Origin of the sequence: Labilibaculum euxinicum (genome assembly GCF_963678175.1) — a bacterium.
Taxonomy (GTDB): Bacteria; Bacteroidota; Bacteroidia; order Bacteroidales; family Marinifilaceae; genus Labilibaculum; species Labilibaculum euxinus.
In genome coordinates, this window is record NZ_OY782756.1 from 3,511,235 (window position 1) to 3,537,307 (window position 26,073).

The 26,073-nt window shown below is 36.9% G+C and carries 19 protein-coding genes and 6 tRNA genes; 12 read left to right on the top strand and 13 right to left on the bottom strand.

Features of this window, described 5'->3' with window-relative positions; translation table 11 throughout:
• Positions 1–72: 72 nt before the first annotated feature.
• Both ACY0M5_RS14105 and ACY0M5_RS14110 read left to right on the top strand, forming a co-directional pair.
• On the top strand, positions 73–1,083 hold the full coding sequence (locus ACY0M5_RS14105) for a YitT family protein (RefSeq protein WP_461629580.1): 1,011 nt from the start codon (positions 73–75) through the stop codon (positions 1,081–1,083).
• 26 nt (positions 1,084–1,109) lie between these two features.
• Positions 1,110–1,538 carry a pyridoxamine 5'-phosphate oxidase family protein gene (locus ACY0M5_RS14110; protein ID WP_156197136.1) on the top strand — a complete coding sequence of 143 codons (429 nt, stop codon included), beginning with the start codon at positions 1,110–1,112 and terminating at the stop codon, positions 1,536–1,538.
• Positions 1,539–1,561: 23 nt separating this feature from the next.
• Here ACY0M5_RS14110 and ACY0M5_RS14115 read toward each other — a convergent pair whose 3' ends face one another.
• Both ACY0M5_RS14115 and ACY0M5_RS14120 read right to left on the bottom strand, forming a co-directional pair.
• Entirely contained in the window at positions 1,562–2,284 is a 723-nt protein-coding gene (locus ACY0M5_RS14115) for an RNA polymerase sigma factor (protein ID WP_461629581.1), read from the bottom strand.
• Between the two features lie 134 nt (positions 2,285–2,418).
• Positions 2,419–3,228 (bottom strand): SDR family oxidoreductase, encoded by an 810-nt coding sequence (locus tag ACY0M5_RS14120; protein ID WP_124994291.1) that lies wholly within the window; start codon positions 3,226–3,228, stop codon positions 2,419–2,421.
• Positions 3,229–3,625: 397 nt separating this feature from the next.
• Here ACY0M5_RS14120 and ACY0M5_RS14125 point away from each other — a divergent pair.
• The 8 genes from ACY0M5_RS14125 (at position 3,626) to ACY0M5_RS14160 (ending at position 5,822) form a co-directional block, all read left to right on the top strand.
• Positions 3,626–3,698, top strand: a tRNA-Lys gene (locus ACY0M5_RS14125).
• Positions 3,699–3,731: 33 nt separating this feature from the next.
• Positions 3,732–3,804: transfer RNA gene (locus ACY0M5_RS14130), tRNA-Lys, on the top strand.
• Positions 3,805–3,837: 33 nt separating this feature from the next.
• Positions 3,838–3,910: transfer RNA gene (locus ACY0M5_RS14135), tRNA-Lys, on the top strand.
• Between the two features lie 35 nt (positions 3,911–3,945).
• Positions 3,946–4,018, top strand: a tRNA-Lys gene (locus ACY0M5_RS14140).
• Positions 4,019–4,051: 33 nt separating this feature from the next.
• Positions 4,052–4,124: transfer RNA gene (locus ACY0M5_RS14145), tRNA-Lys, on the top strand.
• Positions 4,125–4,157: 33 nt separating this feature from the next.
• Positions 4,158–4,230: transfer RNA gene (locus ACY0M5_RS14150), tRNA-Lys, on the top strand.
• A 240-nt stretch (positions 4,231–4,470) separates the two neighbouring features.
• Complete coding sequence (locus ACY0M5_RS14155; RefSeq protein ID WP_124994423.1) at positions 4,471–5,493, top strand: serine protease family protein; 1,023 nt, start codon at positions 4,471–4,473, stop codon at positions 5,491–5,493.
• Positions 5,490–5,822, top strand: coding sequence for a DUF2867 domain-containing protein (locus ACY0M5_RS14160; protein ID WP_461629582.1), 333 nt, complete (start codon positions 5,490–5,492; stop codon positions 5,820–5,822). Before ACY0M5_RS14155 ends, ACY0M5_RS14160 begins: the two co-directional genes overlap by 4 nt.
• Before the next feature lie 146 nt (positions 5,823–5,968).
• On the opposite strand, the gene ACY0M5_RS14165 is transcribed toward ACY0M5_RS14160, so the two are convergent.
• Positions 5,969–7,003: a LacI family DNA-binding transcriptional regulator gene (locus ACY0M5_RS14165; protein ID WP_124994426.1), complete on the bottom strand. Its 1,035-nt coding sequence runs from the start codon at positions 7,001–7,003 to the stop codon at positions 5,969–5,971.
• A gap of 183 nt (positions 7,004–7,186) precedes the next feature.
• Between ACY0M5_RS14165 and ACY0M5_RS14170 the strand changes: the two genes are divergently transcribed.
• Both ACY0M5_RS14170 and ACY0M5_RS14175 read left to right on the top strand, forming a co-directional pair.
• Complete coding sequence (locus ACY0M5_RS14170) at positions 7,187–8,608, top strand: tagaturonate reductase (RefSeq protein ID WP_461629583.1); 1,422 nt, start codon at positions 7,187–7,189, stop codon at positions 8,606–8,608.
• 5 nt (positions 8,609–8,613) lie between these two features.
• On the top strand, positions 8,614–10,251 hold the full coding sequence (locus ACY0M5_RS14175; protein ID WP_461629584.1) for a UxaA family hydrolase: 1,638 nt from the start codon (positions 8,614–8,616) through the stop codon (positions 10,249–10,251).
• A gap of 128 nt (positions 10,252–10,379) precedes the next feature.
• Here ACY0M5_RS14175 and ACY0M5_RS14180 read toward each other — a convergent pair whose 3' ends face one another.
• The 10 genes from ACY0M5_RS14180 to ACY0M5_RS14225 all read right to left on the bottom strand — a co-directional run bounded on the left by ACY0M5_RS14180 (position 10,380) and on the right by ACY0M5_RS14225 (position 26,056).
• Positions 10,380–11,594 (bottom strand): pectinesterase family protein, encoded by a 1,215-nt coding sequence (locus ACY0M5_RS14180; RefSeq protein ID WP_461629585.1) that lies wholly within the window; start codon positions 11,592–11,594, stop codon positions 10,380–10,382.
• 33 nt (positions 11,595–11,627) lie between these two features.
• Positions 11,628–12,614 carry an alpha/beta hydrolase fold domain-containing protein gene (locus tag ACY0M5_RS14185; RefSeq protein WP_461629586.1) on the bottom strand — a complete coding sequence of 329 codons (987 nt, stop codon included), beginning with the start codon at positions 12,612–12,614 and terminating at the stop codon, positions 11,628–11,630.
• A gap of 93 nt (positions 12,615–12,707) precedes the next feature.
• Positions 12,708–13,082: a cupin domain-containing protein gene (locus ACY0M5_RS14190; protein ID WP_461629587.1), complete on the bottom strand. Its 375-nt coding sequence runs from the start codon at positions 13,080–13,082 to the stop codon at positions 12,708–12,710.
• 145 nt (positions 13,083–13,227) lie between these two features.
• On the bottom strand, positions 13,228–14,865 hold the full coding sequence (locus ACY0M5_RS14195) for a glycoside hydrolase family 43 protein (RefSeq protein ID WP_461629588.1): 1,638 nt from the start codon (positions 14,863–14,865) through the stop codon (positions 13,228–13,230).
• Between the two features lie 136 nt (positions 14,866–15,001).
• On the bottom strand, positions 15,002–16,594 hold the full coding sequence (locus tag ACY0M5_RS14200) for a pectate lyase (protein ID WP_461629589.1): 1,593 nt from the start codon (positions 16,592–16,594) through the stop codon (positions 15,002–15,004).
• A gap of 26 nt (positions 16,595–16,620) precedes the next feature.
• On the bottom strand, positions 16,621–17,298 hold the full coding sequence (locus ACY0M5_RS14205; protein ID WP_461629590.1) for a LamG-like jellyroll fold domain-containing protein: 678 nt from the start codon (positions 17,296–17,298) through the stop codon (positions 16,621–16,623).
• A 230-nt stretch (positions 17,299–17,528) separates the two neighbouring features.
• Positions 17,529–19,658, bottom strand: a complete 2,130-nt coding sequence (locus ACY0M5_RS14210; RefSeq protein WP_461629591.1) for a RagB/SusD family nutrient uptake outer membrane protein — start codon at positions 19,656–19,658, stop codon at positions 17,529–17,531.
• 40 nt (positions 19,659–19,698) lie between these two features.
• Complete coding sequence (locus ACY0M5_RS14215; RefSeq protein WP_461629592.1) at positions 19,699–22,989, bottom strand: SusC/RagA family TonB-linked outer membrane protein; 3,291 nt, start codon at positions 22,987–22,989, stop codon at positions 19,699–19,701.
• A gap of 273 nt (positions 22,990–23,262) precedes the next feature.
• The gene (locus tag ACY0M5_RS14220; RefSeq protein WP_461629593.1) at positions 23,263–24,450 is read right to left on the bottom strand and encodes a glycoside hydrolase family 88/105 protein; all 1,188 of its coding nucleotides are present in this window, start codon (positions 24,448–24,450) and stop codon (positions 23,263–23,265) included.
• A gap of 7 nt (positions 24,451–24,457) precedes the next feature.
• Positions 24,458–26,056 (bottom strand): glycoside hydrolase family 28 protein, encoded by a 1,599-nt coding sequence (locus ACY0M5_RS14225; protein ID WP_461629594.1) that lies wholly within the window; start codon positions 26,054–26,056, stop codon positions 24,458–24,460.
• Positions 26,057–26,073: the final 17 nt, after the last annotated feature.

The following is a 26,073-nucleotide window of genomic DNA, read 5'->3' on the forward strand; positions in this document are numbered from 1 at the left end:
TAAAAACTATTATTTTGTAAAAAATCCAAATAAGCTTTAAGACTAATTCCAACTCCATAAATCATAATCGTTTTGACTTTTATACAAAAAGATGCTCTCTTTTCAAGTAAATGGTTTTATAATTATACCATTCTAATTTTCGGTGCATTTGTTGTTGCTGCCGGATTTGTTTTTTTTATCATTCCTCATGGGATTGTACCGGGTACGGTCTATGGTTTAGGTATTGTCATTAATAAACTTACTATTGGATTATTCCCCCATGGCATTTTTGGCACATTAAATCCTGCTGATTACGATGGCTTTTTCTCAGGTATACTCTATCAATTCATGGATTATTCGAATGACTTGTTTCGAAAATACGGTGGAGGTATTCCCGTTGGATTAGCTAGTTTGGCCATAAACATTCCTTTGTGCTTTATTGGCATAAAACTATTGGGTCCCCGTTTTGGTGTTAAAACCTTTATATCATTCATTTTATGCGCATTATTTATTGATATTGTAAGCACTTGGTGGGGATTTATTCCGTTGGTAGATGATGTGCTGTTATCCTGTATTTTTGGAGGAATCTTTATTGGTTTTGGTTTAGGCCTGATAATTAAAGCAAGAGCAAGTTCTGTCGGAACAGATATTATCGCCATGATTGGTGCAAAATATACCGGACTTCCCCTTGGCCAACTAGTTATTTATGTTGATTCCCTGATTATTTTAAGTTGTTTATACATTAAAATGGATTGGCAGATTCCATTGTATTCATGGATCGTACTTTTTATTATTGGAAAAGTTACTGATATCACCTTACAGGGTTCTACTTACGAAAAAGCATTATTTATTATTTCTGATAAACATGAAGAAATCAGAGCCAAAATCACCAATGATTTCAATCTTAACGGGACTATTATAAAAGGCAATAGAACACTTGATTTAAAAGAAAAATCGATAATTTTTATTGTTGTAAACAGAAGAGAATTGTCGATGCTGCAGGATTACATCCACTCTATTGACCCAATAGCGTTTGTTTCGGTAATGGAAACCAATGAAGTTTTAGGCAAAGGCTTTAAATCGCTTACTGATCGTTTGGAATAAAATAACCCGGTAAAATTTAAGTACTTATGAAAGATTTAATAAAATTACTCAACCAGCACAAAGATCTTGCTTTAGCAACAGTTAATGATCAAGGAAGTCCTAAGGTAAGAATCTTTCGAATTATGCAATTGAATGAACAGGAATTGTTCTTTTCCACCGCAAAAAACAAAGAGGTATACCTGCAATTGAAAGAAAACCCAAAAGTCGAAATGGTGAGCTGGCACGATAGAGTTTCCATTCGTGTGGCAGGCAAAGCATTCTTCGATGTATCTGATGAAATGCAACGGAAAATATTCGAAGAGAGTAAAACCCTTCAAGAAATTTACTTATCGGTTGACAATCCGAATTTAACTTTTTTTAGAGTGAAAATAGAATGGGCCGAATTATTTGATTTGAATTCAATTCCTCCCCGAAGAGAATTTTTCGATGAAACAGACATCACCTCTACTTTGTAATTGTTACAAGTCCTTTTTATTTCTCACTTAAAAATTCCAAAGAAAGAACTTCGCCAATTCCTCTTCTGTATTTCTTTTATTTCCAAAAGCAATTGCTCGGAACAATTGGATGGCATAGGTTCATTGCCCATTTTTAAGAACAACTGAAAAAGCTCTCTGTCAGCATCCGTTACATCAGACAAATCCATCCTCGAAAAATACAGTCGCAGCTGTTCTTCTTCTTTTAATGTTGACTTGCCGGAATAGTATTTAAATAAAACTTCATTGTTTTTGAAATCTGCCATGGTACCATTTAGATCTATTCTCGCTCTAAGAACTTTTCTTACCACCGACAGAACGGATTGTACATTATTTATTCCTAAACCTACAACAACAGAGATATCATCCATGCGTAACCGAACCATAGAGCGCAAACACATTACTTCGGCTTGTAAGGGTGATAAATCCTGAGTTAGAGAACAGAAATGAGTTAAAACCGGATTGGTATCTGCTAATAAATTATTCGTATAGCCTAAAGACATTCTTTTCTCAAAACCAGAAGTTTTAAGTCTTGCCAACTTTCTTGCAATCTTAAACACATAAATCATATCGGTATGGCTAAATTTCTTTCGCTCCTTCCAACATTCCTCAATTGTTAAGCTTACCACCTCACGAGTCTCCTCCTGATTTCTCAATAAGCAATATACGTAATAGTAAATCTTATCCGCACTGGAGAAGATAAACGTATTAAAATGCGATTTATCCATTTAGTGTAGTAGTGAATCGTAGATTGTAATTAAATTATCACAATCGTGAAAGTATACTGCCAGCATTTATAAAGGTTACGGGGCTGGTCAAAAACAAATGGATGCTCATCAAAACACCCATTTGTAATGCTGTACTATTTTAAAGGAGAATCAGGCTCTTTAGCCATATGATTATAGGTTAGCTTTTCCAATAATGAAGGAAACCATTTTTTAAGCCATACGGTTAATTTCCCTTCCATAAATGTCATGATCAGTTCACGCTTTCGTTTCACTACTGCAATGGCAATTAAGCGTGCACATTCCTCGGCACTCATCATTTTACTTTCGTCACGGGGGGTTTCACCCTGCATCGATCCATCAGCTGTTAAGGCAACATTCCGAACATTTGAGGCTGTGAAACCAGGCGCGGCTACCAACACATGAACGCCGGTTTTTAGGTTTTCGACCCGTAAGGTATCCAGAAATCCTCGAATGGCATATTTTGATGCCGAATATCCCGATCGGGCAGGCAAACCAATATAGCCCGCAATTGAAATTACTCCAACAACCGATCCTTTGGATTTGGCAATGTATGGCATTGCAAATTTGGTACAATACACTGTTCCCCAAAAATTAACATCCATTAAATTTTTGATGACCGACAAATCCAAATCAGTAAAAAGAGCTCTCATCGAGATTCCTGCATTATTTATCAGTACATCTACTCCACCAAATCGATTTACAGTCTCTGTTATCAGATTTTTACAATCTTCTTCAACACTTACATCCGTTTTAACGGCTAAAACCTCATTTCCCAAAGCCAGAATACTTTCTTCCACTTCTTTTAGTTTTTCGAGATTTCTTGCGGCCAAAACAATTTTAGATCCACGGGAAGCAAATTCTAAAGCCAATGCCTTTCCTATTCCAGAAGAAGCTCCTGTAATCACAACAATTTTTTGTTTCATGAAAAAGATATATTAACAGATTATAAGAAGCAGGAAGTAATTCCTGTCATTTTTTCAACGACTACAAATTTAAAAATATTTTAATGTATTGAAATTTTTACGATCTAAAATCAAGTTTATTACTGAGAAATTCGGAATTTACTTCAAATGAACCAAACAAAAACCTACATCTTTAAACCTCAAAAAAGACCATTATCATAAGCAATTTCAAGTAAATTTAAAATTTTGAAGTTTTTTTTCGTTTTTTTTTCATTTCACTATCAAATTACGAACCAATACAATAAAGCTAACCGACCTCACCTCCTCTTGGGAAATATAGATATTTCTGCCATTTTCAGTTTGCGATTTCCATTTAATCACTCTATATTTGCATCGCTTTAAAAAACGAAGTTTATCTGATTCCTTAGCTCAGCTGGTAGAGCACATCACTTTTAATGATGGGGTCCTGGGTTCGAACCCCAGAGGGATCACAAAGACAACCAAAGTCTTCAAAAAATAAGGATGATTCCTTAGCTCAGCTGGTAGAGCACATCACTTTTAATGATGGGGTCCTGGGTTCGAACCCCAGAGGGATCACAAAGACAACCAAAGTCTTCAAAAAATAAGGATGATTCCTTAGCTCAGCTGGTAGAGCACATCACTTTTAATGATGGGGTCCTGGGTTCGAACCCCAGAGGGATCACTAAAGACAACCAAAGTCTTCAAAAAAATAAGGATGATTCCTTAGCTCAGCTGGTAGAGCACATCACTTTTAATGATGGGGTCCTGGGTTCGAACCCCAGAGGGATCACAAAGACAACCAAAGTCTTCAAAAAATAAGGATGATTCCTTAGCTCAGCTGGTAGAGCACATCACTTTTAATGATGGGGTCCTGGGTTCGAACCCCAGAGGGATCACAAAGACAACCAAAGTCTTCAAAAAATAAGGATGATTCCTTAGCTCAGCTGGTAGAGCACATCACTTTTAATGATGGGGTCCTGGGTTCGAACCCCAGAGGGATCACTTAGTCAATTTGGCTTCACAAAGGTATGATTTGTCTTCATACCTTTTTTTTTGGCATTATTGATTCCTTTTGAACCACCTACTTTTTGAATTGATCCCATAAGAGTCTTGAAGGATAGTAACTTAGGCGTATTGCTAGCGTTTTTTTGTATTCTGATTTCATTTTTTTGCCTACAATTGAGCAACCTTTTCCAGAAACGACCATCTCTAAGATAGCTCAAATCAAAAAAATAAAATATTATGGTAATCCTGACAAAATTATTAAAGCACCTGTTTGTTGCAGGTGTAATTATCTTTTTTTACGCTTGTTCAAAAGATGATAATGTAAACCCATCTCCGAATAATAACCCGGAAAACCCCTCTAAAATAGAAGATGTATTAAATGGAAACGACAGGGAGCTGATTGATCTGCTAAATAAAGTAAGGGGAAGCATCGGGAAACGAAATTATGGATCAAAAACGATTTGGAGTAGAAAGAATGACTATGGTTTGGGATTATATATCTCCGCTAATCATGTTATTGGGTTAAGTTCCTGGAGTTCGAACAATGCAGCGTATTTTGATATTACATCTGAAGACAATGGCATTTTTACTTCTTCGCAAATTCCGCCGTCAAGTGGGAAAGTGGATTTGGGCGATACATTAATCGCCGATTTTCCCTTAATCCATTTTGATATTTCTTCATCAGCTACAGATACTACTATTTTGCCTGCCGAGGATTTTTTCTTAGGTATTGTTGATAATCAAAAGATAATGTCTGATTTATTGGCACATAGCCCCGAGCTGGTTCAAACCGATGTTCCGTTGCAGATGTATGATCCAGATAATCGGACAAAAGCCGATCAAACATGGAATGTCCCAAATGCAGGAGAAAAAGCTATAGTGGTTGGTTACCCTCAGGACGTTGTTAATTACCCCAATGGAGGTGTTGCTTATGGAAATATACTGTCGAATTCGGAAGCAGAAGCAGTAATTAAAGAATTACAGGCTGCCGGAGATTCAGAAGGTGATATTCCGTACAACGAAGATGCCGAATTTTTTGTTGAAGCCCGGTCGTTAGCCGGAATGAGCGGAGGTGGGACATTCAATTCAAAAGGACAATTGTTGGGTATTGCGGTTAGGGGCAGTGATACGGCAAATGCACCTAAGATTATCCGGATCGTGAGGGCATCTTATATTCGTTCAAAAATGATCGGGTTTTATAATGGATTATCTCAAACCGATAAAGATAAATTAAGACCATTTATTAGCGGGGAAATTTGAGAATAAGTATTATTTCGTTTCGAAGAAGGCGGGACACTGATAGTTTTCAATTTGAGCCGGGAGAGCAACTCGATATTTTTAAACTTTATACCAGAACTGAAAATGAACTTATTATGGCTGAGGATGATAAACACCTAAGCTTTCGATTTTCGTTATTGCTTGAGAATATAAATTATGGTACTATAAAACAGAGGATTACATTAACAACCGGAGTTGAATTTAAAAATTTATTTGGCCGACTTTATTTTTTCCCAGTCAAGCCATTTCATCAACTTATTGTAAAAAGAACGTTGAAAAAAATGATTCGGAAGATAGAAAAGGAAAAATGATTAAAAACCATCTCCAACACTGGCAACCATTGCACATTCCTATAGTATTTCGAAAATAAAATGAGAGCTTTAAGCCTTTGTGTTTATTGCAGGCGACTATAGTTATCAAGAATACCAATACCATAAAAACACTACCCGTAACTTCTCTACTGACAATACATTACATTCTCTTTGTTGATAATATCCAACGGCATATACTGATGCAAAGGAACATCTGTTTTTAAAACAATGTTTTTGTACAAAGACTGCATGCCTAAATAGCCTTGCACTTTAGGCTTTTGATGAATCAGATAATCGATAGTTCCACTATTTAGCAATCGTAAATTTGATTGCAGTAAATCGTAACCTACAACCCGCAATTGATTTGTTTCTTTGAACTGAATCAACTGCTCGGCCAGCTTATAGGTTTTTGAATTGGGAATAAAGAGATGAACCGGATTTTCATGTTTCAAGAGTACATTCAAGAAATCATCGGCAGTAATCTGATCTTTTTCGAGGTTTACTTCATGAATATTTACATGACTGATCTGATTTTCGTCGAAATAACTTCGAAAGCCTTCTATTCTATTTTTAATGATTTGCTCTTTAATGTCCGATTCGCTGAAGGTGGTGATGTAAATCTCATAATCCGACAAGTATTTATCGTGCAGCAGGCAAGCTCCCAAAACGCCGCTTCGGTAGGAATCCTGACCAATAAAAGTAAGCTGTCCTGCATCAATTATATTTGAATCGACAAACACATATGGTTTTCCTTTTTCTCTTAATTTGCTTAATAAATCGGTTTGCTGATGAAATGCTGACGGTGCAATAATAAAACCATCTGCATCGGAATCCAATATCTGATTTAGCTGCATTGCCTGAGAACCATCGTTGGCCACAAAACAATAACCGGCTGTAAAACCCATTTGACCAAATTCTTCGCAGCCTTCTTCAATGCCCTCTTTAAGCATCAGCCAATAATTGTTTTCCTCGGGCAAGATTACCGAAATCCGATAGGTCTTATTTAGCTTTAAATGACGCGCCATTACATTGGAGGAATAATTCCCTTCTTTGGCAATTTTGAGCACTTTATCGCGGGTTGCTTCTGCCACACGTCCCCTATTGTGCAAAACTCTATCGACAGTACCAATTGATACATCTGCCTTTCGGGCTATTTCTTTTATTGTAATTCGATTCACCATCTGAAAAAAACTTCTGTTTATTATGCAAATGTAGGCACAATATACTATATTTGTCACAAAGTGTTAACGTACACGCAAAATATATCCTTTATTCGTAAAGGTTTTTTTAATAAAATATGCGGTAACGTTACCGCAAATAAATTGAATCGCAATTTCTTCACATTTATTTTTAAAAATTAAGTTATGAGACAGTTAAATAGAGAAACAGTACCATCACAAGAATTACCGATTAAAATTCTTCAATTTGGAGAAGGAAATTTTTTGAGAGCCTTTGTTGATTGGATGATTGACATCATGAATAAAGAACACAATTACAATTCGGGTGTGGCTATTGTTCAACCAATTGAATTTGGTATGACTGATCTTCTAAGAAAACAAGATAATCTATATCATCATATTTACCGCGGACTAAAAGACGGAAAAGCAATCAGCGAAACCAGACTGATCTCCTGTGTACAAAAAGCAATCAACCCATTCGAACAAAAGAAAGAATACGATGATTTGGCAATTCTGAATGAATTGGAATTGGTGATTTCGAACACAACCGAAGCTGGTATTGTTTTTAAAGCGGACGACTGTCCTAAAGATGGTGAACTTGCTGTTACCTATCCTGGAAAATTAACACAGCTTCTTTTGAGTCGATTTAATCATTTTAATGGTGATACTGCAAAAGGATTGAAATTTATTCCTGTTGAATTGATCGACAAAAATGGCGAAAAGCTTAAAAAAGCGATATTAGACTATGCCAAATTATGGGATTTATCGGAAGTGTTTACTCAATGGGTTGACAAATCCAATTATTTTGCAAATACTTTGGTAGACCGTATTGTTCCAGGATTTCCAAAAGACGAAATTGACGAAATTAAAAAATCAATCGGATTTGATGACAATTTAGTAGTATCCTCTGAAATTTTCCACTTGTGGGTAATTGAAGGATGCGAAGAAATTCAAAAAGCTTTTCCTGCTGACAAATGTGGCTTGAACGTAATTTACACAAAAGATTTATCGCCTTACCGCACCCGAAAAGTTCGTATTCTGAATGGTGCACACACATCAATGGTTCCTGTTGCTTTACTAAACGGTATTGAAACAGTTCGCGAATCGGTTGAAAGCGATAATGTAGGTGAATTTGTTCGTCACATCATTTTCAATGAAATTGCGCCAACTATAAATCTGCCAAAAGCAGAATTGGAATTGTATGCCACAGAGGTTTTGGAACGATTCATGAATCCATTCATTCATCATGAATTAAAATCAATCGCACTAAACTCAATATCAAAATACAAAGTACGCGTGTTGCCTTCGCTGCTTGACTCTTTAAAAACAAACAACAAGTTGCCCGAAGGATTGGTTTTGGCCTTTACCTATCTGATTAAACTTTATCTATCAGAATCTTTTACCATTCAAGACAATGAAGAAGTAATTGCCTTCTTCTCTGCTCTTTCAGCCTCAGCTGAAACACCGGAAGCTATCATCCGTAAAGTATTGGGCGAAGTCTCATTCTGGGATACTGATTTAAATCAAATTAACGGTTTAACAGAAATGATGACCAGTCAGTTGGAAAAATTGAATAAAGATGCAGCAATCAGCAACTTTAAATTTTAACAATCATGAATAAAGCAATCACGATAAACAGCAGCGACAATCTTGCCGTTGCTCTTACAAACCTTGCAAAAGGTGAGGTTATTTGTGTTAATGATATCAATATCACTTTACAGGAAGATATTAAGGCGAAACACAAGTTTTCGATTAATGATCTTGCTGTTGGCGATGAAATGTTTATGTACGGTTTGGTTGTAGGTACAGCAAGCAAAGCAATCAATAGCGGCGAAGCAATTACCGTAAATAATACAGAACACAAGGCAACCGAATACGATCCAAATAAAACAAGCGAGTTTCATTGGACTGCTCCAAATGTTGAGCGATTCAAAGATAAGACTTTCATGGGTTATCACCGGGCTGACGGACAAGTTGGCACAGCCAATAACTGGTTGGTTTTGCCTTTGGTATTTTGCGAAAACAGAAATGTTTTAACCCTGAAAAAAGCTTTTGAAAAAGTTTTGGGTAAGAAAAAGACCAATCCATACGAAAATTTAGTTCAGGATATGGCTGCCGGTTATCAATCCGGTGTTTCTTTCGAAGGATTGTCATTGGCAAAAGCAGAGGATCTTGATCAAAAACAAGTTTTCGATCAGATAAACATCAAATTCATCACCCATGAAGGTGGCTGTGGTGGTACTCGTGAGGACAGCGATAGCTTGTGTAGATTATTGGCTGGCTATTTAAAAAATCCGAATGTAGCCGGAGCTACGGTATTAAGTTTGGGTTGTCAGAATGCACAAATAAGCATTTTACAAGAGGCCATTAAAAACCTGGATCCAAACTTGGACAAACCGGTACTAATTTTTGATCAGCAAACAATTGGCAATGAAGCCGTAATGCTTGAGAAAGCCATTAAAGAAACCTTTAAAGGTTTGGTTGAAGCCAATAAAATTGAACGCAAACCTGCACCTCTTTCAAAACTAACCATTGGTTTGGAATGCGGTGGATCTGATGGATTTTCTGGTATCTCGGCCAATCCTGCCTTGGGACGGGTTGCTGATTTAATTACTGCCCTAGGCGGTAAGGCAATTCTATCGGAGTTTCCTGAATTATGCGGCGTAGAACAGGAATTGATGAGCAGAACCGGCAATCCTGAACATGCTGATAAATTCATAAAAATCATGCGTGCATATGCACAAGCAGCAATTGATGCAGGATCTGGTTTTGATATGAATCCTTCGCCTGGCAATATAAAAGACGGACTGATTACTGATGCGATGAAATCGGCTGGTGCTTCAAAAAAAGGAGGTTCTTCTCCTATTAATGATGTGCTGGACTATACCGAATACGTAAAACATGATGGTCTTAGTTTGCTGTGCACACCAGGTAACGATGTTGAATCGACAACCGGATTGGTTGGATCTGGTGCCAATGTAGTTTTGTTTACTACAGGTTTGGGAACCCCTACAGGTAATCCTGTTGCTCCTGTGCTAAAAGTTTCTTCGAATACTGAGCTATCTAAAAAAATGTCGGACATTATCGATATCAACGCTGGTGTTGTTATTGATGGTACTCAAACTTTAGACGAATTGGGAGAAAGCATGTTGGAGCATATTATAAAAGTTGCCAGCGGAGAAATTGAATGCAAAGCAGATCAATTGAATCAGGAAGATTTTATTCCCTGGAAAAGAGGTGTGTCTTTGTAAAATTTACCAGCTTAAATCATTTATTATAAACCCGTAATAATTTTACGATACCACAATAAAACCCGGTTGCTTATGCATTTTGCATGAACAATCGGGTTTTTCATTTACAACGACTAAACTAAATTGTATTATTTAAATGTTCGGGGCTTTACTGTTGCTTTGATGCTTTGAATCGTTCCATTTACCAACTCAAACTCCTGTTGTAATTCTTCCTCAGTTAAAGTGTTTTCTCCTTTAAATTCGAAACGTTCCCGTCCCACTCCATTAAAATAGGAGAAAACTTTACCGCTTTTTGTCTGGATTTTTAAATCGCCGACCGGCATTACAATTTCATCAAACCATAAAAAAAGAGATTGGTTTTCATATTCCGCTTTAACCACTTTAATAGAAGATGTATCTACAGGATTCCATTTTTGATCGAATGTCCATTCCGGAGTTATTTTAGCTGCAGAGCTGGAATCCATATTATTGGCGAACCATGAATAATTACCTTTTTTACGATTACAATTGTAAAAATTGTATCTGTCCCCATATAAGTAAGGTCTGCTTTTCTTTGGTTTATCCGGATAAAAAACATGAACAATCGATTTATCTCTCATTTCTGAAGGAAAAATACAATTCAAAAAATAGAACTGCGCATCGTAATGATGACGGGCTAAATAGAAACTATCTACTCCCATAAATTCACAGTTGCTCAATACGAATTTCTGATTTTTATTTGTTGTAGCCGCATGCCACACAGCTGCGGTATTCATCAACTCTTTAAAACTTGAGTTGGAAATATAACACCATCCCCGGGGACAAACAAAATCAACACCTCCTTCAAAACAGCAGTTGTCGTGATAATACATTCCTTCCTTATAATTCCATAGAGAAACAGTATCGCCGCCATTGCTGGTTACATTGCAATTTGTTATAATCGTGCGTGTTCCTGTACCATAAATGGTAAACGCATGAGGCCCCAACCTGGGTTGAGTGTTTTTTATGGTGAGATTATCTAAAATAATGTCATCAGCATGAATGTTGATAACCGCAGGGCCAATATAATCTCTGTTCTTTTGCCAATCTTCTCTTAGCTGAGCATATTGAATAATTGTACTGTCACGGCTTTCTCCGCGAATGGTCAGGTAATCCTGTTTGATTCTTATCTTCTCATTGTACACACCATTTTTTACAAAAATTACTAAACGCTGATAATTGTAAAATGGCAAATGATCAATTGCCTCTGTCAGAGAGATGTAATCTCCGGTTCCATCAGCGGCAACAACAATATCACCCTTATTGTCTGCAATAGCGCAGTTTATAAAAACTGTCAACCATGCAATGATCCAGATATATTTCATTTATTCTATTTTAAATCATTTATAAATTTGTCACTAGCTTCTATCGCACCTAAAAACAGTGTTAAGAAAATTAAGAATGCAGCCATGCGCTTCTTCGAACCATGGATGAAAAAGCCAAAAAGGATGAGGTGTATTTTCAATTGTATGTACTTCGTGATACGTTTTATTCCTATCGAGGATATGAAACAAAGAATCTCTTCCGGCATGAAAACGTGGCAAAGCACTGTTTATGTACAGAGTTGCAGGCATATTTTCATCCACGTAATTAATTGGAGATGCTTCCTCCCATAGTTTCGGATTTTCCTGGTAAGTAACTCCAAAAAACAGACTTGCAGCCGATGGCTTATTGGGATTAGTTATTTTTCGGCTTTCATTTGGGTCAGTATAGTCAACAACACCATCTACATTCACCAAGGCCTGTACTCTTGACGAGTAGTTCGAATAAACCGATTCAGGATCGTCAAACTTCTTGATTCCTGCTGTAGCAGCCATAAAACTTGCAAGCGTGGCTCCCGATGAACAACCCAATACCGCTATTTTCGTTGTGTCGATACCATATAAATCACTATTGTGTTTTAAAAACCGAATGGCCTCCTTCAAGTCATAAATAGCGGCCGGGTATATAGCTTCTATCGACAAACGATACTCAACCGAGGCTGTCACATAACCATCAGCAGCCAACTGCTGCGCCATAGGAACCAAATGCGACTTATTGCCCGATCGCCAACCACCACCATGAATCATCATAACAACTGGTCTTTTCTGCCCGCAATCTCTGTTCGGAAGAAAAACATCCATGCGCAGCTTTCTGTTTGGTCTTATCCGGTAAACTTGATTTGGTAATGATAGAAACTCACTGGAAACAATTTCTTTAACCGGTGAAGCTTGTGGAAAATCTTTCTCTATTTTTTTCCCTGCAGAATATACCGAAAACGAAGTGTCCTTAGGAAATTCATTTTGCCCCCAACCCAATATTGGGAGCAGTAAAAAAAGAAGAGTTGCTATTTTATATTTTAACATTCTTGTCATTTTCGATCAAAAATTAAAGGGCATTAAACAAATTCAGGATATCCTATCTTTAAATTCAGTGATAAGATTTCAGCATTTTGAATATTACTTTTTGCCTCCTAAATAAGAAACACCGCTGCCTGTTAGAAAATCTTCCCGAACCGGACTGAATACATCTATTAATACTCCAGGTTCCAAACAAACAGCACCATGTAACATATTTGGCTCAATATATACGCCGTCACCTACGCCAATCACTTTTTTCTCACCACCAATAGTAAACTCAAACTGACCACTTGCGCAATAGGTTGTTTGTGTGTGGAAATGCTGATGAAGAGCACCAACAGCTCCTTTCTCAAATTTCACCTTCACCATCATAATTTGATTGTCGTAACCTAAAAACTGACGGGAAACACCAGCTCCTAAATCTTCCCATTCTAATTCTTCTGTCAAAATAAACTTCTCACTATTACGTTTCATATGATTATAATTTTATGTGTTTGTCATATGGAACCTACCATGAACAAATAATCATTCCCCTTCGGTCACAATTGCCTGTCATGGACGTTTCATATCTTTTTTTTAATGATTTAATTTTATAAATACCAGTCAATAAAGTTAAACACTAATTCATGGTAAACCGATCAATATCTACAAAACCTGAATCATTTATTTTATTCTTTCTTTGAGCAAAGAAACCAATTTTACTACCAATCCATCTTCCTGTATTGGCTGTGAAAGGTAAACCAACCGACTTGTAATCCAATCCATTTTCGGAATATGAAAAATGACAAATTCCCCCCTCCTCAACTTTAACTTTCAAAAACAAATCGGAAGACACGGGCTGAAAATCACCTGCATAATTCTCCTCTGATCCTTTGCGTGCATTCAAACAAGTAATCTCATTCAAAACCAATTCTCCATTTTTATTTTCTACTACTACTGACGCATAATCCTGTCCCATTATTATCAATCCGAATCTTTCGCCATCATTTAAAAGTGACAATTTCACTTTTGCGACAGCTTCAAAAGAAACAGCCGGCCATTTCTGAAGAAACAATGAAGGTACATCCCATAAATTAACAGATCCTTCAGCAGACGACTGACAATACATTCTGAAAACACCTTTCCCTGGAAAGTTTTTTCCCCAATCGAGACCAGGATTGGCATGCCATTGCCATAACAAAGAAGGTGCATCCCCATTAAATTCATCATCCATACTTTCAGGAGAAATCATCTCTGTCTGTTTAACTGCAGGCTTACGATAAGTAATAACAGGCTCCCCTGTTCCATCGCCATTAGCATCATGACCAATCACAGGCCAATTGTCCTTCCAATTCATTGGCTGCAAATGCATAACACGTCCGTAAGCTTCCTGATCCTGAAAATGAAGGAACCAATCTTCACCACCGGCCAAACTAACCCAAGCTCCCTGATGAGGTCCGTTAATTTCTGTTTTGCCTTGACTCATAACCACCTTCGACTCATATGGTCCTGTAATATTTTTAGAACGAAGCACCAATTGCCAGCCTGTAGAAACTCCACCTGCGGGAGCAAAAATATAGTAGTATCCATTCTTTTTATAGAATTTAGGTCCCTCAACAGTTCCATTTCCATCATGACCATCGAAAACCAAAATGCCATCGTCCAACAATGCAGTTCCGTCAGGTTTCATTCGGTTAACCGCTAAAATACTTTTAATACCTGCTCTTGAACCAGCGTAGCCATGTACCAAATAGGCGTGTCCATCTTCATCCCAAAACGGGCAGGAATCTATCCATCCTTTAGCTTCCTTAATTAAGAGTGGTTCACTCCACGGACCTTCTGCTTTTTCAGATTTCAACATAAAAATTCCAAAATCGGGATCGCCGTAAAAGATATAAAATAATCCATTGTGGTAACGTAAAGATGGAGCCCATATGCCATTACCATGTTGTATTTTATTATAATGAGCTTCGGGCATTACTTTGGGTGAAGCATAAGCAATCAGCTGCCAATTTACCAAATCGCGGGAATGAAGAATGGGTAAACCTGGTGCACATCCAAAACTAGAAGCTGTCATGAAAAAATCATCCCCCACTCTAATGGCATCAGGATCGGAGTAATCTGCCTGAATAATTGGATTCGTATAGGTGCCATCCCCATTATCAGCACTTTTGAGTGTTACTTGAACTCCACTATAATCAGGAGCTGTGGTTGGCTCGGAACAAGCCGAAACCAACAAAAAAACAGCTGCAAGTACACAGATTAATTTGCTTTTCATTTTTCAATACCTTTTTAGTTTCTATTCCTTTTTATTTAATGTATACAGACCTTTCTCAGTGCTCCAAATCTGCTGAAATGATAGTTATCATAAGTATTGATGAAGCAACTTTTCCTGTCGTTGTTTATATACAGCTCTATTTTCGAGACTGATTCGATTTTAAGTAACTAATCAGAACATTCATATTCTGGATGTACTCTTTAGTTGAGATATAATATTTATCAGAAAGATCAGGATAAGTAGACGTATCTGTTTCATCACCAACACGAGTTGTTGAATACTCATCACTTTGATTCTGATTCTGACCATCCCCAATGTAAGGATGGCTAATAAAAGCATGTTTCACCAACCACCTGCCCTGCTGATCGAGAGATGCAATAATATCTTTTACCTCAGCTTCCGAAGCAATACCAGTAAATACATTACGGTTTAGGTCGTAAAATCGTTGAGGTGTATCACTTTCCTTGAAACATGCTTCCTTTAGAGGCGAATCTTTTGTCACCTTATCTAAGTCAAGCTCATTAAGCATTTTGTATTTAAACTTCAGCTCCTCAAGCTGAATACGGCACTTGCCGTAGTAATGAGCCAATAACTTTTTATCATCACTATCGACATAATACATTCCAAATTTCACATTCGCCCCTTTCCGATGCACATATATGGGCTTGTTGGTTCCTACTTCAATAAAAGTTGGATGAGAACGAGCCCCTTCTATCTGATTTTCGGGAAGTCGTGTACTGTCCAACCAACGAATTGCATCAGGAACTCGGGAAATAAATTTTTTATCTCCCGTATATTGATAAAATTTCAGTAGAAGCATTGCATTTTTGCATGTTGTAGATGGCAAAAAAGCTGCGGGCTCATAAGTTCGGGCACCTTCTGTTTCCATATTCAAATTAAGCTGCTGTCCCCAAGCTCCGCAAGCATCCTGAGAAATCAGATAAAAATCCATACCCCGGCGAATCGGTTCCAAAAACCGTTCTTCCCCCAAAGTCAGATAGCTTTGAATCAAAAAATGAACGTTTTCCCAAATTACATCGTCATTAAATGTGTAAAACGAACTATAATCAGGATGACCTTGTTTATTGAAATCATATTTTAACGGATAACGCTGTGGCCAGCCACCTGATGTATACTGACTTTTTAAGATAAAGCCAATTGCTTTGTCAAGAGAAGGTTTATAAACCGGATCTAATTTCTCGAGATAGATTCTTAGTAAAAACCTTGCTGCATCAGATGTAATATCATCGTCGAAAGTAGAATTGCCGTAATAATGCTGGAATTCTTCAAGTCTCCACCCATTTTTACCAATAGTATTATACCATTTCTTTAAAGAGCGGTCTCCGGCAAAATCGATCATATAATTCCAGCCACCTTCGTTACTTTGCCCCCAAATAATAGCTGTTGCAACTTTTTGCGCAGCTTGATAATAATATTCGTTTTTCGTGGTTCTATAAGCTTCTAAAAATAAGTGTCCAATGCTAATTGTTCCAGGATGTTGAAGCCAAATCATGGTTTTATAAGCTTCCATTTCGCCCCATCGACGAGATAAATCGGGCAAATAGTACCAAACATAGCCTCCATTTGTACTCACCTCCTCAACCATAAATTGAGTGGCTTTCAGCATCGTTTCGCAAATTTGCTCCTTTGAAATTTCAGATTGAGCTTTTAGCTTCGGAACGAAAGCTAAAAGTAAAAAAATTAACAGTTGAGTTTTAGTAGATTTCATCGTATTTACATTTGTAGCAAGCTTAGCTAATAAATCATAAAATCATCGGGGTTGAGTTGTTGTGGAACTATTCTAATTTTGTAAATCATTCCTTTAAACCAAGACCGTTTATTCAAACGAACACCAATTGAGCAGTTACCAGTCCCAATTGGTTGATAAGAAAACGACTCGGACAATTCCTTTTTTCCATTGACAAAAGTTGTCAAGCTATTAGGTCTCACAACTAAAGCGACATGATACCATTGTCCAAGCTGATGAGTAAGTTGTTCGTTAATTAAGGCTTTTTTGCTATTTCCGGAAGCCGCAAAACCATCGAAATACCAAATATCCGTAACTGCACGGATTTCCAGCAACATTCTATTACCTAAGACCTCACCAATATGAAGAATCCGCTGTTCGAAAGAAGCATTTATATCTGGGCAAAAAATCATTTCTACGGTAAATTCCTTCATCGATTTAAGAGGCATTTCCTGTAAAATAAGAGCATCACTACTTCCATTAAAGGAAACAGCTTTTCCATAAGGAGAATCAACCAGTTTTGGCTGACCAAGTATCTTTATTTGTTTTGAGTTCTGTTGCAGCAAATCAGCCACTAACCACTCTGTATGAAATTTTACTGTGGAATTTTTTTCTGAGTTTTGACCATTCCCAGAGAAGGGGAAATACATAAAAAACAAGACTAGTAATATTGGAGTAATTTTCATTTGTCTGTTTTTTTATTGGACTTAACAAAATTCATTTCAAATTCCTTTTAAAGGGAAGTAATAAATAGTGTTTATCCAATTTGAGAACTTATATTATAATCTCTATTTAAATAACAGAGATTAGCTTCATGTTTTGTTACCGTTCACCTAAATTCAGAGATGAAAATCAAAGATAATCCGTCAACGAATCGACGGATTATCCTATTTCTTATTAAGAATTTAAAGCATTCTTATTGATTAAATCCATAACCATTGCTTATTCCTGAATTCTCTAAAATTGTAGAATTCAATGGCACTAGATAGACTGGAGGATTACCCGCACTAAAGTCAGCATCACTATAACCTTTAAAAAGATCAGTTGAGTAATCTGCAGCATTAGCTACGATATCAGCACCCCAGTTTGTTTGAACATATCCATCAGCTTCAAGAGCCAATGCTTCTGCACTTCCAGGAGCGATATAATTGAACAATCCTTTGATCGCAACGTTAGTTTCCGGTCCATTAACAGTTTTGCCAATCTCAGTTGCAAAACTTTCCCAATTATCATATTGTCCTCTCCAACCCGGGAACGATACAGGATCTGTTTCGTCTACACATTGCGTAGTCAAACGATAACCATGAGTTGCTTTTGCATCAACCATTTTTGTCCAAATATACATTGGTATTTGGTTGCCATTCTCAAATTGATAATATCCATTAGCCTCTAAACCACTAATAATAGTAGTCATCAATTCTCTATTATCTACTATTGCTTTAGGTAATTTACCAGTACGAATAAGATCATAACGACGCATTCCTTCACCACCAAATTCTAATTTACGCTCTTCCAAAACAGCTTCATAAACACTACCCGCTTTTGCAATAAAACCGTTTAAATCGGCATCTGCAGGTGATGTAAATGCACGATTATGTACTTTCTCTAATTCTGTTCTCGCGGGACCATCATTGCCTAAAGCTGCCTCAACCTCAGCGAGCATCAAGATAACATCTGATACACGCATGTATGGGCAATTAATTCCCGATCTACGTGATTTCGCTACATATGGATTGCTCATACGATTTTCATCCCATTTGTTATTAGCAATACCTCCGTGCGACTTAGAACCAGGAATCCAATCGATTATTACTTCAGTACCATCTCCTTTACTTGCGGTTACTGCAACGGTAACATCACGTCTCAAATCCTTAGGATCGAAAGAACCATAATAATAATGTGCCTGGAAACGTGACTGCCCATAACTCTTACAAGGGAAAGCTTTGGAACCACCACCATTTGAAGGACGACCAAATGCATAAGGACGTTCTGTTTGTTGCCCATACTCTTCCGGAATCTCATAAATAGACTCTTTCGATAGTTGTTCACCAGTCATCATCATCTGAAATACGTATTGGAATGGATTCCCAAATTCTTGTCCTGCTCCTCCGGCAGAACGTGGATCACTTGTAATTAAATAAGCAGAACCAGAATTTTCTACACATTTAGTCAGATATGTTTTAGCAATATTGAAATAATCCTGCCAGTCAGAACGACGGGAATAAACTGCTCCATCCTTTTCAGTTCCCATAGTCTCAAATGAAATTGCACTTCCATCCAATTTTTTATAAAAATCACTTCCAAGATCAGTACGACGGGTAGCATAACCTCCGGCATAAAGACACATACGTCCGATTAATCCCTGTACATAAGTTCGGGTCATTACATCAGCATTATTTCCTCCCTCACCAACTCGGTACATATAAGGCTCTACCTTCATCAATTGGTTGATGTGATATTCATAAATTTCATCACGAGAAACAAGACCTTTGTTCTCTGTATCACTTATAGAAAGTACGTGAGGTACATCACCATAAAAGCGACACAATTCAAAATATGCAGTAGCTCTCAGTGCAACAGCTTGTCCGTATATATCCGACAATTCAGTCACTTCTCCACTACTCATCATTGCCTCAAAATCACTTGTTTCTTCAAACGCCTCAATCAAAGAGTTCGTTACTGACACAATCCCATAAAGAGCTGTCCAAGCTTTTTCACTATCCGTAAATGAAATGTCAAAACTTGAAGTTCCTCCTGGATAGAAATATTCAGGAACGTGACGTGTTTGTGATGAAAATGTTTCCGGATGATGTTCAACATCAGAACCAACAACTGCAAGATCGTAAAAAAGACCATTAGAGTGCACATATGCATTACCTCTCCATTTTTCGTATGCATTCAGTAAAGCTCCCTTTGCAGAAGTAGCTCCTGAAAATACAAATTCAGAATCTACAACCGAAGGAGAAGATGTATCTAAAAATTCTTCGCAGGAATTAAGCGATAAGGTGAATACACCAATAATTGCTATAATTAATATTTTTTTCATACCTAATTTAATTATCAAATTAACAATAATATTCCTCATGTTAGAAAGTAACATTTACTCCTAAAGTGAAAGTTTTTGCACGAGGATATGCACCCCAGTCCATATTAGTTGTTGGGAATATTTTCAAACTGCTAAAAGCGCTGCCTGCACTCTTTGGAGTTGTATTCACCTCTGGATCTACTCCTGAATAACCTGTTATTGTAAATAAATTATTACCTGTGAAGTATACACGGATTCTTTCAATTCCTATTTTTTGAGAAGCCAACTTTGGAACATTATATCCCAATGTTACTGTTTGTAAACGCAAATAAGATGCATCTTCAACAAATGTAGAATAGGTTACACCATTCTCATTGTAAGGTAGAGCATATTTAGCATTTGCATTTAATGCTTTTAATGCCGCAGGATCGGTTACAGCTGTCAAATCTCCAGAAGAATTAACGTCATAAACTTTATAAGCGTCTTTTACAAAGGCTAAACGGTTCGCACCAATACTAGCATCTTTATTTCCATAACTACTTACCAAAGCTGCAGCATTGTAAATTTTTCCTCCCAAAACCCAGTTCATATTAGCACCTAAATCAAAATTTTTATATCTCAAATTTAAGTTAATCGACCCTGTATGTTTTGGTGTTGCTTCTCCCAATTCTGTATAATCCTCAGCATCAACAGTTCCACTTTTATCTACATCTTTCAATTTAACAGCACCTGGGAAAGCATTCTGACCATCGGCAACATTAAACGGATTGGGATAACTTCCTGTAAAACCTGTATCAAAATCAGCAATTCCGTCTTTTAGTGTATAAATACCATTTGCATAGTTAAAATCATCAACCTTATAGAATCCTTCACTTACATAACCACGAATCACTCCTACTGATTTGCCTTCAACAAGTGCATAATCATACGCAGGCTTAGTCGCTGAAGAAGCCCAATTAGAAGCATATTGATATTGATCAGTGTTTTTAAGATTATCAATATTATTTTTATTGTAGTTGTAGATAAGATTTACTCCAAAATCCCAATCATCAGAACGAATAATGTCGACTCCAACAGAAAGCTCGACCCCTTTATTTGAGGTTTGTCCAAAATTTTGGTACTGGTAAGAATATCCTGTTGTATTGTCAACTGGAACAGCCATTAATAAGTCGTTAGTTGTGTTCCAATAAACTTCAGCAACCCCATAAATACGGTTGTTGAACATTCCATAGTCTATACCTAAGTTTCTGGAAACAGTTGTTTCCCATTTTAAGTCAGGATTAGGATAAAGACCTGATGGCTTGTAATAAGATCCAATACTACCGTTAATAGGATAATGAATATCACTGCTACTTCCACTTTCCCATGTTTCTTTCCATAATGAAGAGCTGATATTATCGCTGCCCGAAGCACCATAAGATACTCTTAATTTAAGGTTATCTAACCAATCCCTTGTGCTTTCCAACATAGGCTCATCAGAGATACGCCATGCTGCAGCTACTGCCGGGAAATATCCCCATCGATTGTTTGAAGCAAATTTAGATGAACCGTCAGCACGAACCGTAGCTGTAAAAAGATATCTATCTTTTAATGAGTAGTTTGCACGACCAAAGAAAGACAATGAATGTGAAGGAGTTCCAACAGTGTTTAGTGGAGTTAAAGTCTCTCCTGTTTGAATTAAACCTGTTGTTGTCTTATAATCAAAGTTTTCAGGATATCCCTTACCTTTAACTTCTAAAGTAGTAGATTTCGATTTCAAAATTTCATTACCCAACAAAAAAGATAATTTATTTGATTCTCCTAAATTAAATTCATAATTCAGAGTTGTAACTGAACGAAAACTTTCCGCGCCCTTTCTTTTTATGGTTGCAGTTTTATATCCATTGGTCAATCCATCTTCGTAGTAATTACTTTCATCATTAACTCTGGTAAATCCTACCTCACTACGAGCTTTAAGTCCTTTTATGATCTCCCATGTTAATCCAGCAAACCCACGTAAGTTTTGTGATTTTGTAATATTTGTAATATCATTAATTAACCCAATAGGATTACTACTTTCGTCGATGTTTGCATCACCATTACCAAAACTGGAAGAAACATCGGTATAATCAACACCACCTAATGGATTGTCAATTGGACGAAACCAGTAAGCTGAAGAAATTAGAGACCCTCTACCATTGGTATTGCCTTCTTTTCCACTTAATTCTGATTCTGAATAACGAAGATCAAAATCTACTTTTAAATTTTCAGCTAATTCCTGATCAATTTTGAAAGAAGCATTTGAACGCTCATAACCTGAATTAATCTTGATACCTTCATCATTTAAATATCCAACAGAAGCAAATACTTTTGTTTTTTCAGTTCCGCCAGACAAACTAATAGTATGGCTTTGAGTAAATGCAGTACGTAATGCATCATCGGTGTAGTTATGAGCCTTTACATTGGCGTAATCAGCATAATGATTACCATTGGCACTTCCTAATCCGAAATATTCAGCTATTCCACTTCCATTACTGGCGCCGTAAGCAGTAGCATAAGCCCAAGTATGATTCACATATTCCTGTGCAGATAAAGTTTCAAGTGATTTTGCTACACTTTTAACCTGTGTGTACCCGCTATAAGTTACTTGAAGCTTTCCTGCTTTACCTTTTTTTGTAGTAACCAGAATAACACCATTTGCTCCATGGGCACCATAAATTGCTGTTGAAGATGCGTCCTTTAACACATCAATAGATTCAATTTGATCTGCAGGAATTTCCGAAATAGAACTTACTGGAAAACCATCAACAACAAATAGAGGATCGTTGGATTGAGTAATAGAACCTCCTCCACGAATTTTGATAGATACGTCAGCACCAGGACGTCCATCCTGACTAACCACATTTACTCCCAACAAACGGCCTTGTAATGCCTGAGCAACATCTGGCACTGAAATAGCTGCTAAATCTTCACCTTTAACCGAAGCTACAGCCCCCGTAAGATCTTTCTTTTTAACAACCCCATAACCAATAGCCACAATTTCTTCCAATTGAGTAAATGCTTCCTGCATCACTACATTAATTTCAGATCTCCCGGATACTGATATTTCTTGTGTCTCCATTCCGATAAAAGAAACTACAAGTACATCTGATTGAGCATTTGGTAATTCTATTGAATAAATTCCATCAATACCAGTAATTGTACCAAGGCTTTGGTTGCCTTTTACCGTAACTGTTACTCCTGGCAATGGAAAATTTGTTCCATCAGTAACCTTTCCTGTTACTTTTTGTCCATAGCTATCAAGACTGCAAAACAGCAGTACAAAAAAGCCCAGCATAAAAAGTTTGCTAATTTTATTCAGATTTTTCTTCATTTAGATAAGTTTAGTAAAAAATTAGAATACACTTTAATATATTTGATTAAGATTAGAAATTTCATATTCACAACATTTCGAGCCATCAATTCCCGCTCAAATTAAATTTTAAACATCAGAACATTTTTTGCAGGTTGACTGCCACGCTCTTTATGTCAACTTCTAACGTTTGCGCCAACGGTTTAACGAACAACTTAAGGTTCGTTTTTTTCCACAATACACATACTCTTGTTTCCCAGTCTAAATATTGACATAGACAAGTGAAAATCACAGTTATTTATTCAGTTCAATTGCAGCCAAAATAAAAGGTGCAATTCCTTTAGGATCATTTACAACCCTCTTCTCACTAATATAATATTCAAAAGAACCATCTCTGTATGGATTGCCACCCAAACCGCAACCGCCACAAATATCCTTCATCGTTATTCCTCCATTTTCATCCGTACTAATAAGGTTTTTAATAATAGAATCCAATACAGAATTGGCTATATCCTGATATCCTTTATCAAGATATCCTTTGGATGCCCCTTTGGCAAACGCGTAGCAAAACATTGCAGAACCAGAACCTTCCAGATAATTCCCCTCCCTGTTACCCTGATCAAGAACCTGATACCATAACCCACTACTTTTATCGCGTACATTCAGCAAAGCTTCGCTACTATTTTGAAGAAGCGTAATAAGCTCATCCCGATCCTTATGGTTCTCAGGCAAATAATCTAAAACATCAACAATAGCCATAACATACCACCCCATAGATCTGCTCCAAAAATTAGGTGCACAACCAGTTACTTTATTACTCCATCGTTGTTCACGACTTTCGTCATAAGCGTGATATAACAAGCCTGTCTTTTCATCTAAAGTTTTTTCATAGACTAATTCAATCTGTAAGCATACCTCATCAAATAGTTCCGGAGTATTGAATTCCTTTGCATATTGAGCTAAAAATGGAGAAGCCATATATATACCATCCAACCACATTTGATTCGGATATACTTTCTTATGCCAGAAACCTCCACTTTTAGTTTTTGGATGATTTTGCATTTGCTCTACGAATGAGTAAAGTGCTTTGCGGTACTTTTCTTCGCCGGTTCTTTTGTAAAGAGTAATAATATTCTTAGCTGGATTTATTCGATCAATATTATACTCCTCTATCTTATAGCCTTTTACACTACCATCTTCCTGCACAAAATAATTCACATAATCTTCCATATAACGGGAATATTTTGAATCAATGTCTCCTAAATGATCGATCGCCTGTCCTAAAAAAGCAATATCGTATTGCCATTTTATAGCTTTAGGATTTAAATAATGAATAAGGCTATCCGATTCTCTCATCACCTCATCGGCCATTTTCACTGACCATTTTTGTACCTCTTTCGTTTGATTATTTCCTGTTGCAGATGACTTAGACTTACAACTGGTAAAAACCAATAAGATGATTATAAATGAAATGTTTTTCATAAGTGTTTTATTTTTTCACAGCAGTTTGCGCATTCTTTTCCATATCCCTCTTAATGATGTTCCCTTTTTCTGTCAAAAACGACACATCACCTTCAACCAATAAATCTACACCTGAAAGAATATTATTTATTACAAACAGATTTGTTACCGACTGATTGCCTTCAATAAAAACAGGCAATTCTGTTGGCTGAAAACAATTATTAACCAATATATCAGAACAACTATCCAACTTTATCACCGATGCATCGGCGGACAAATTATAAACGGTTAGATCGCTGATCTGTATTTTTTCCGAATGATTAAATTCAATTGCATTTCCATTACTAACAGAAAGGCGAATATTTTTCATATCAACATTAGAAGCGTAATCACCTGTGACACCTGTTTTCGCATCTATCTGAATATCGTTAAAGCTTATTTGCTCAGCCGAACGTTCTTTCAATCCATAAATAGCAATGCCTTTATTAGCATTAGTCATTCTAATATTTGACAGATACACATTCCGAATAGCCGGAGTTCGATCTGAAACCGGTTCCTCCGGTGTTTCATGATAATGCATATTAATCATCACACCTTCTCTTAACATGTTGTGCATAATAACATTTGAAACCCGAACATCTTCAACAACACCACCTCTTCCTCTCATGGTTTTAATACGGATACCTCTGTCGGTCCCCTCAAACACACAATTTGAAATGGCAACCCTACGCACACTACCAGACATTTCGCTGCCTATTACAACACCTCCATGCCCGTTAAGCATAGTACAATTTGAAATTGTAATATTTTCTGTTGGTCTGTTCGCATCACGTCCATCAGCATCACGGCCTGATTTAATTACAATACAGTCATCACCAACACTAATGTGGCTGTTACTGATTCTTACATTTCGGCATGATGAGGGATCAATTCCATCTGTATTAGGTGAGTCTCCCGGATTCAATATTGTAATTCCATCAATAATAACATTTTCTGAAAAAACAGGCATCAAAGTCCAAAAGGGTGGATTTGTAAATGTTACCCCTTCAACCCTTACATTGGTACAATTATATGGCATAAATAAAGGTGGTCGCAAAAAACTCCCCATTCCTTGCAGATATTCATTCGTTTTAAGCATCTCTGCATTTTCCTTTTTAAATATTGCTTCCCATTTGGTATTTGTTTTCTCTCCACTTCTTACGCGCGACCATAAATCCCACCATTTCTCACCATTGCCATCTATCACGCCACGCCCCTTAATTGTAACATTATTTGCATTATGAGAATAAATGCAGGATTTAAAATTCCTCACCCGAACTCCTTCCCATCTTGAATCAATCATTGGAAGGTATTCATCAAAATCATCTGAAAATTTAAGAACAGCTCCCGATCCTATATTAAGGGTTATATTACTTTTTAATTCTATTGGCCCGCTTAAATAAACTCCTGATGGAATATAAATCTCTCCACCTCCCTGTTCACTCAATTCTGCAACAATTTTATCAATAATAGGTGAACAGTTTACTAAACCCTTACTATCCGCACCTGCATCTTTCAAATCCACAACACTATTCTGCCCAAAAGTTAATTGAGAAACGAAAAGAAGAAAAACACAAAATAATTTCATACTTATTAATTTAATAC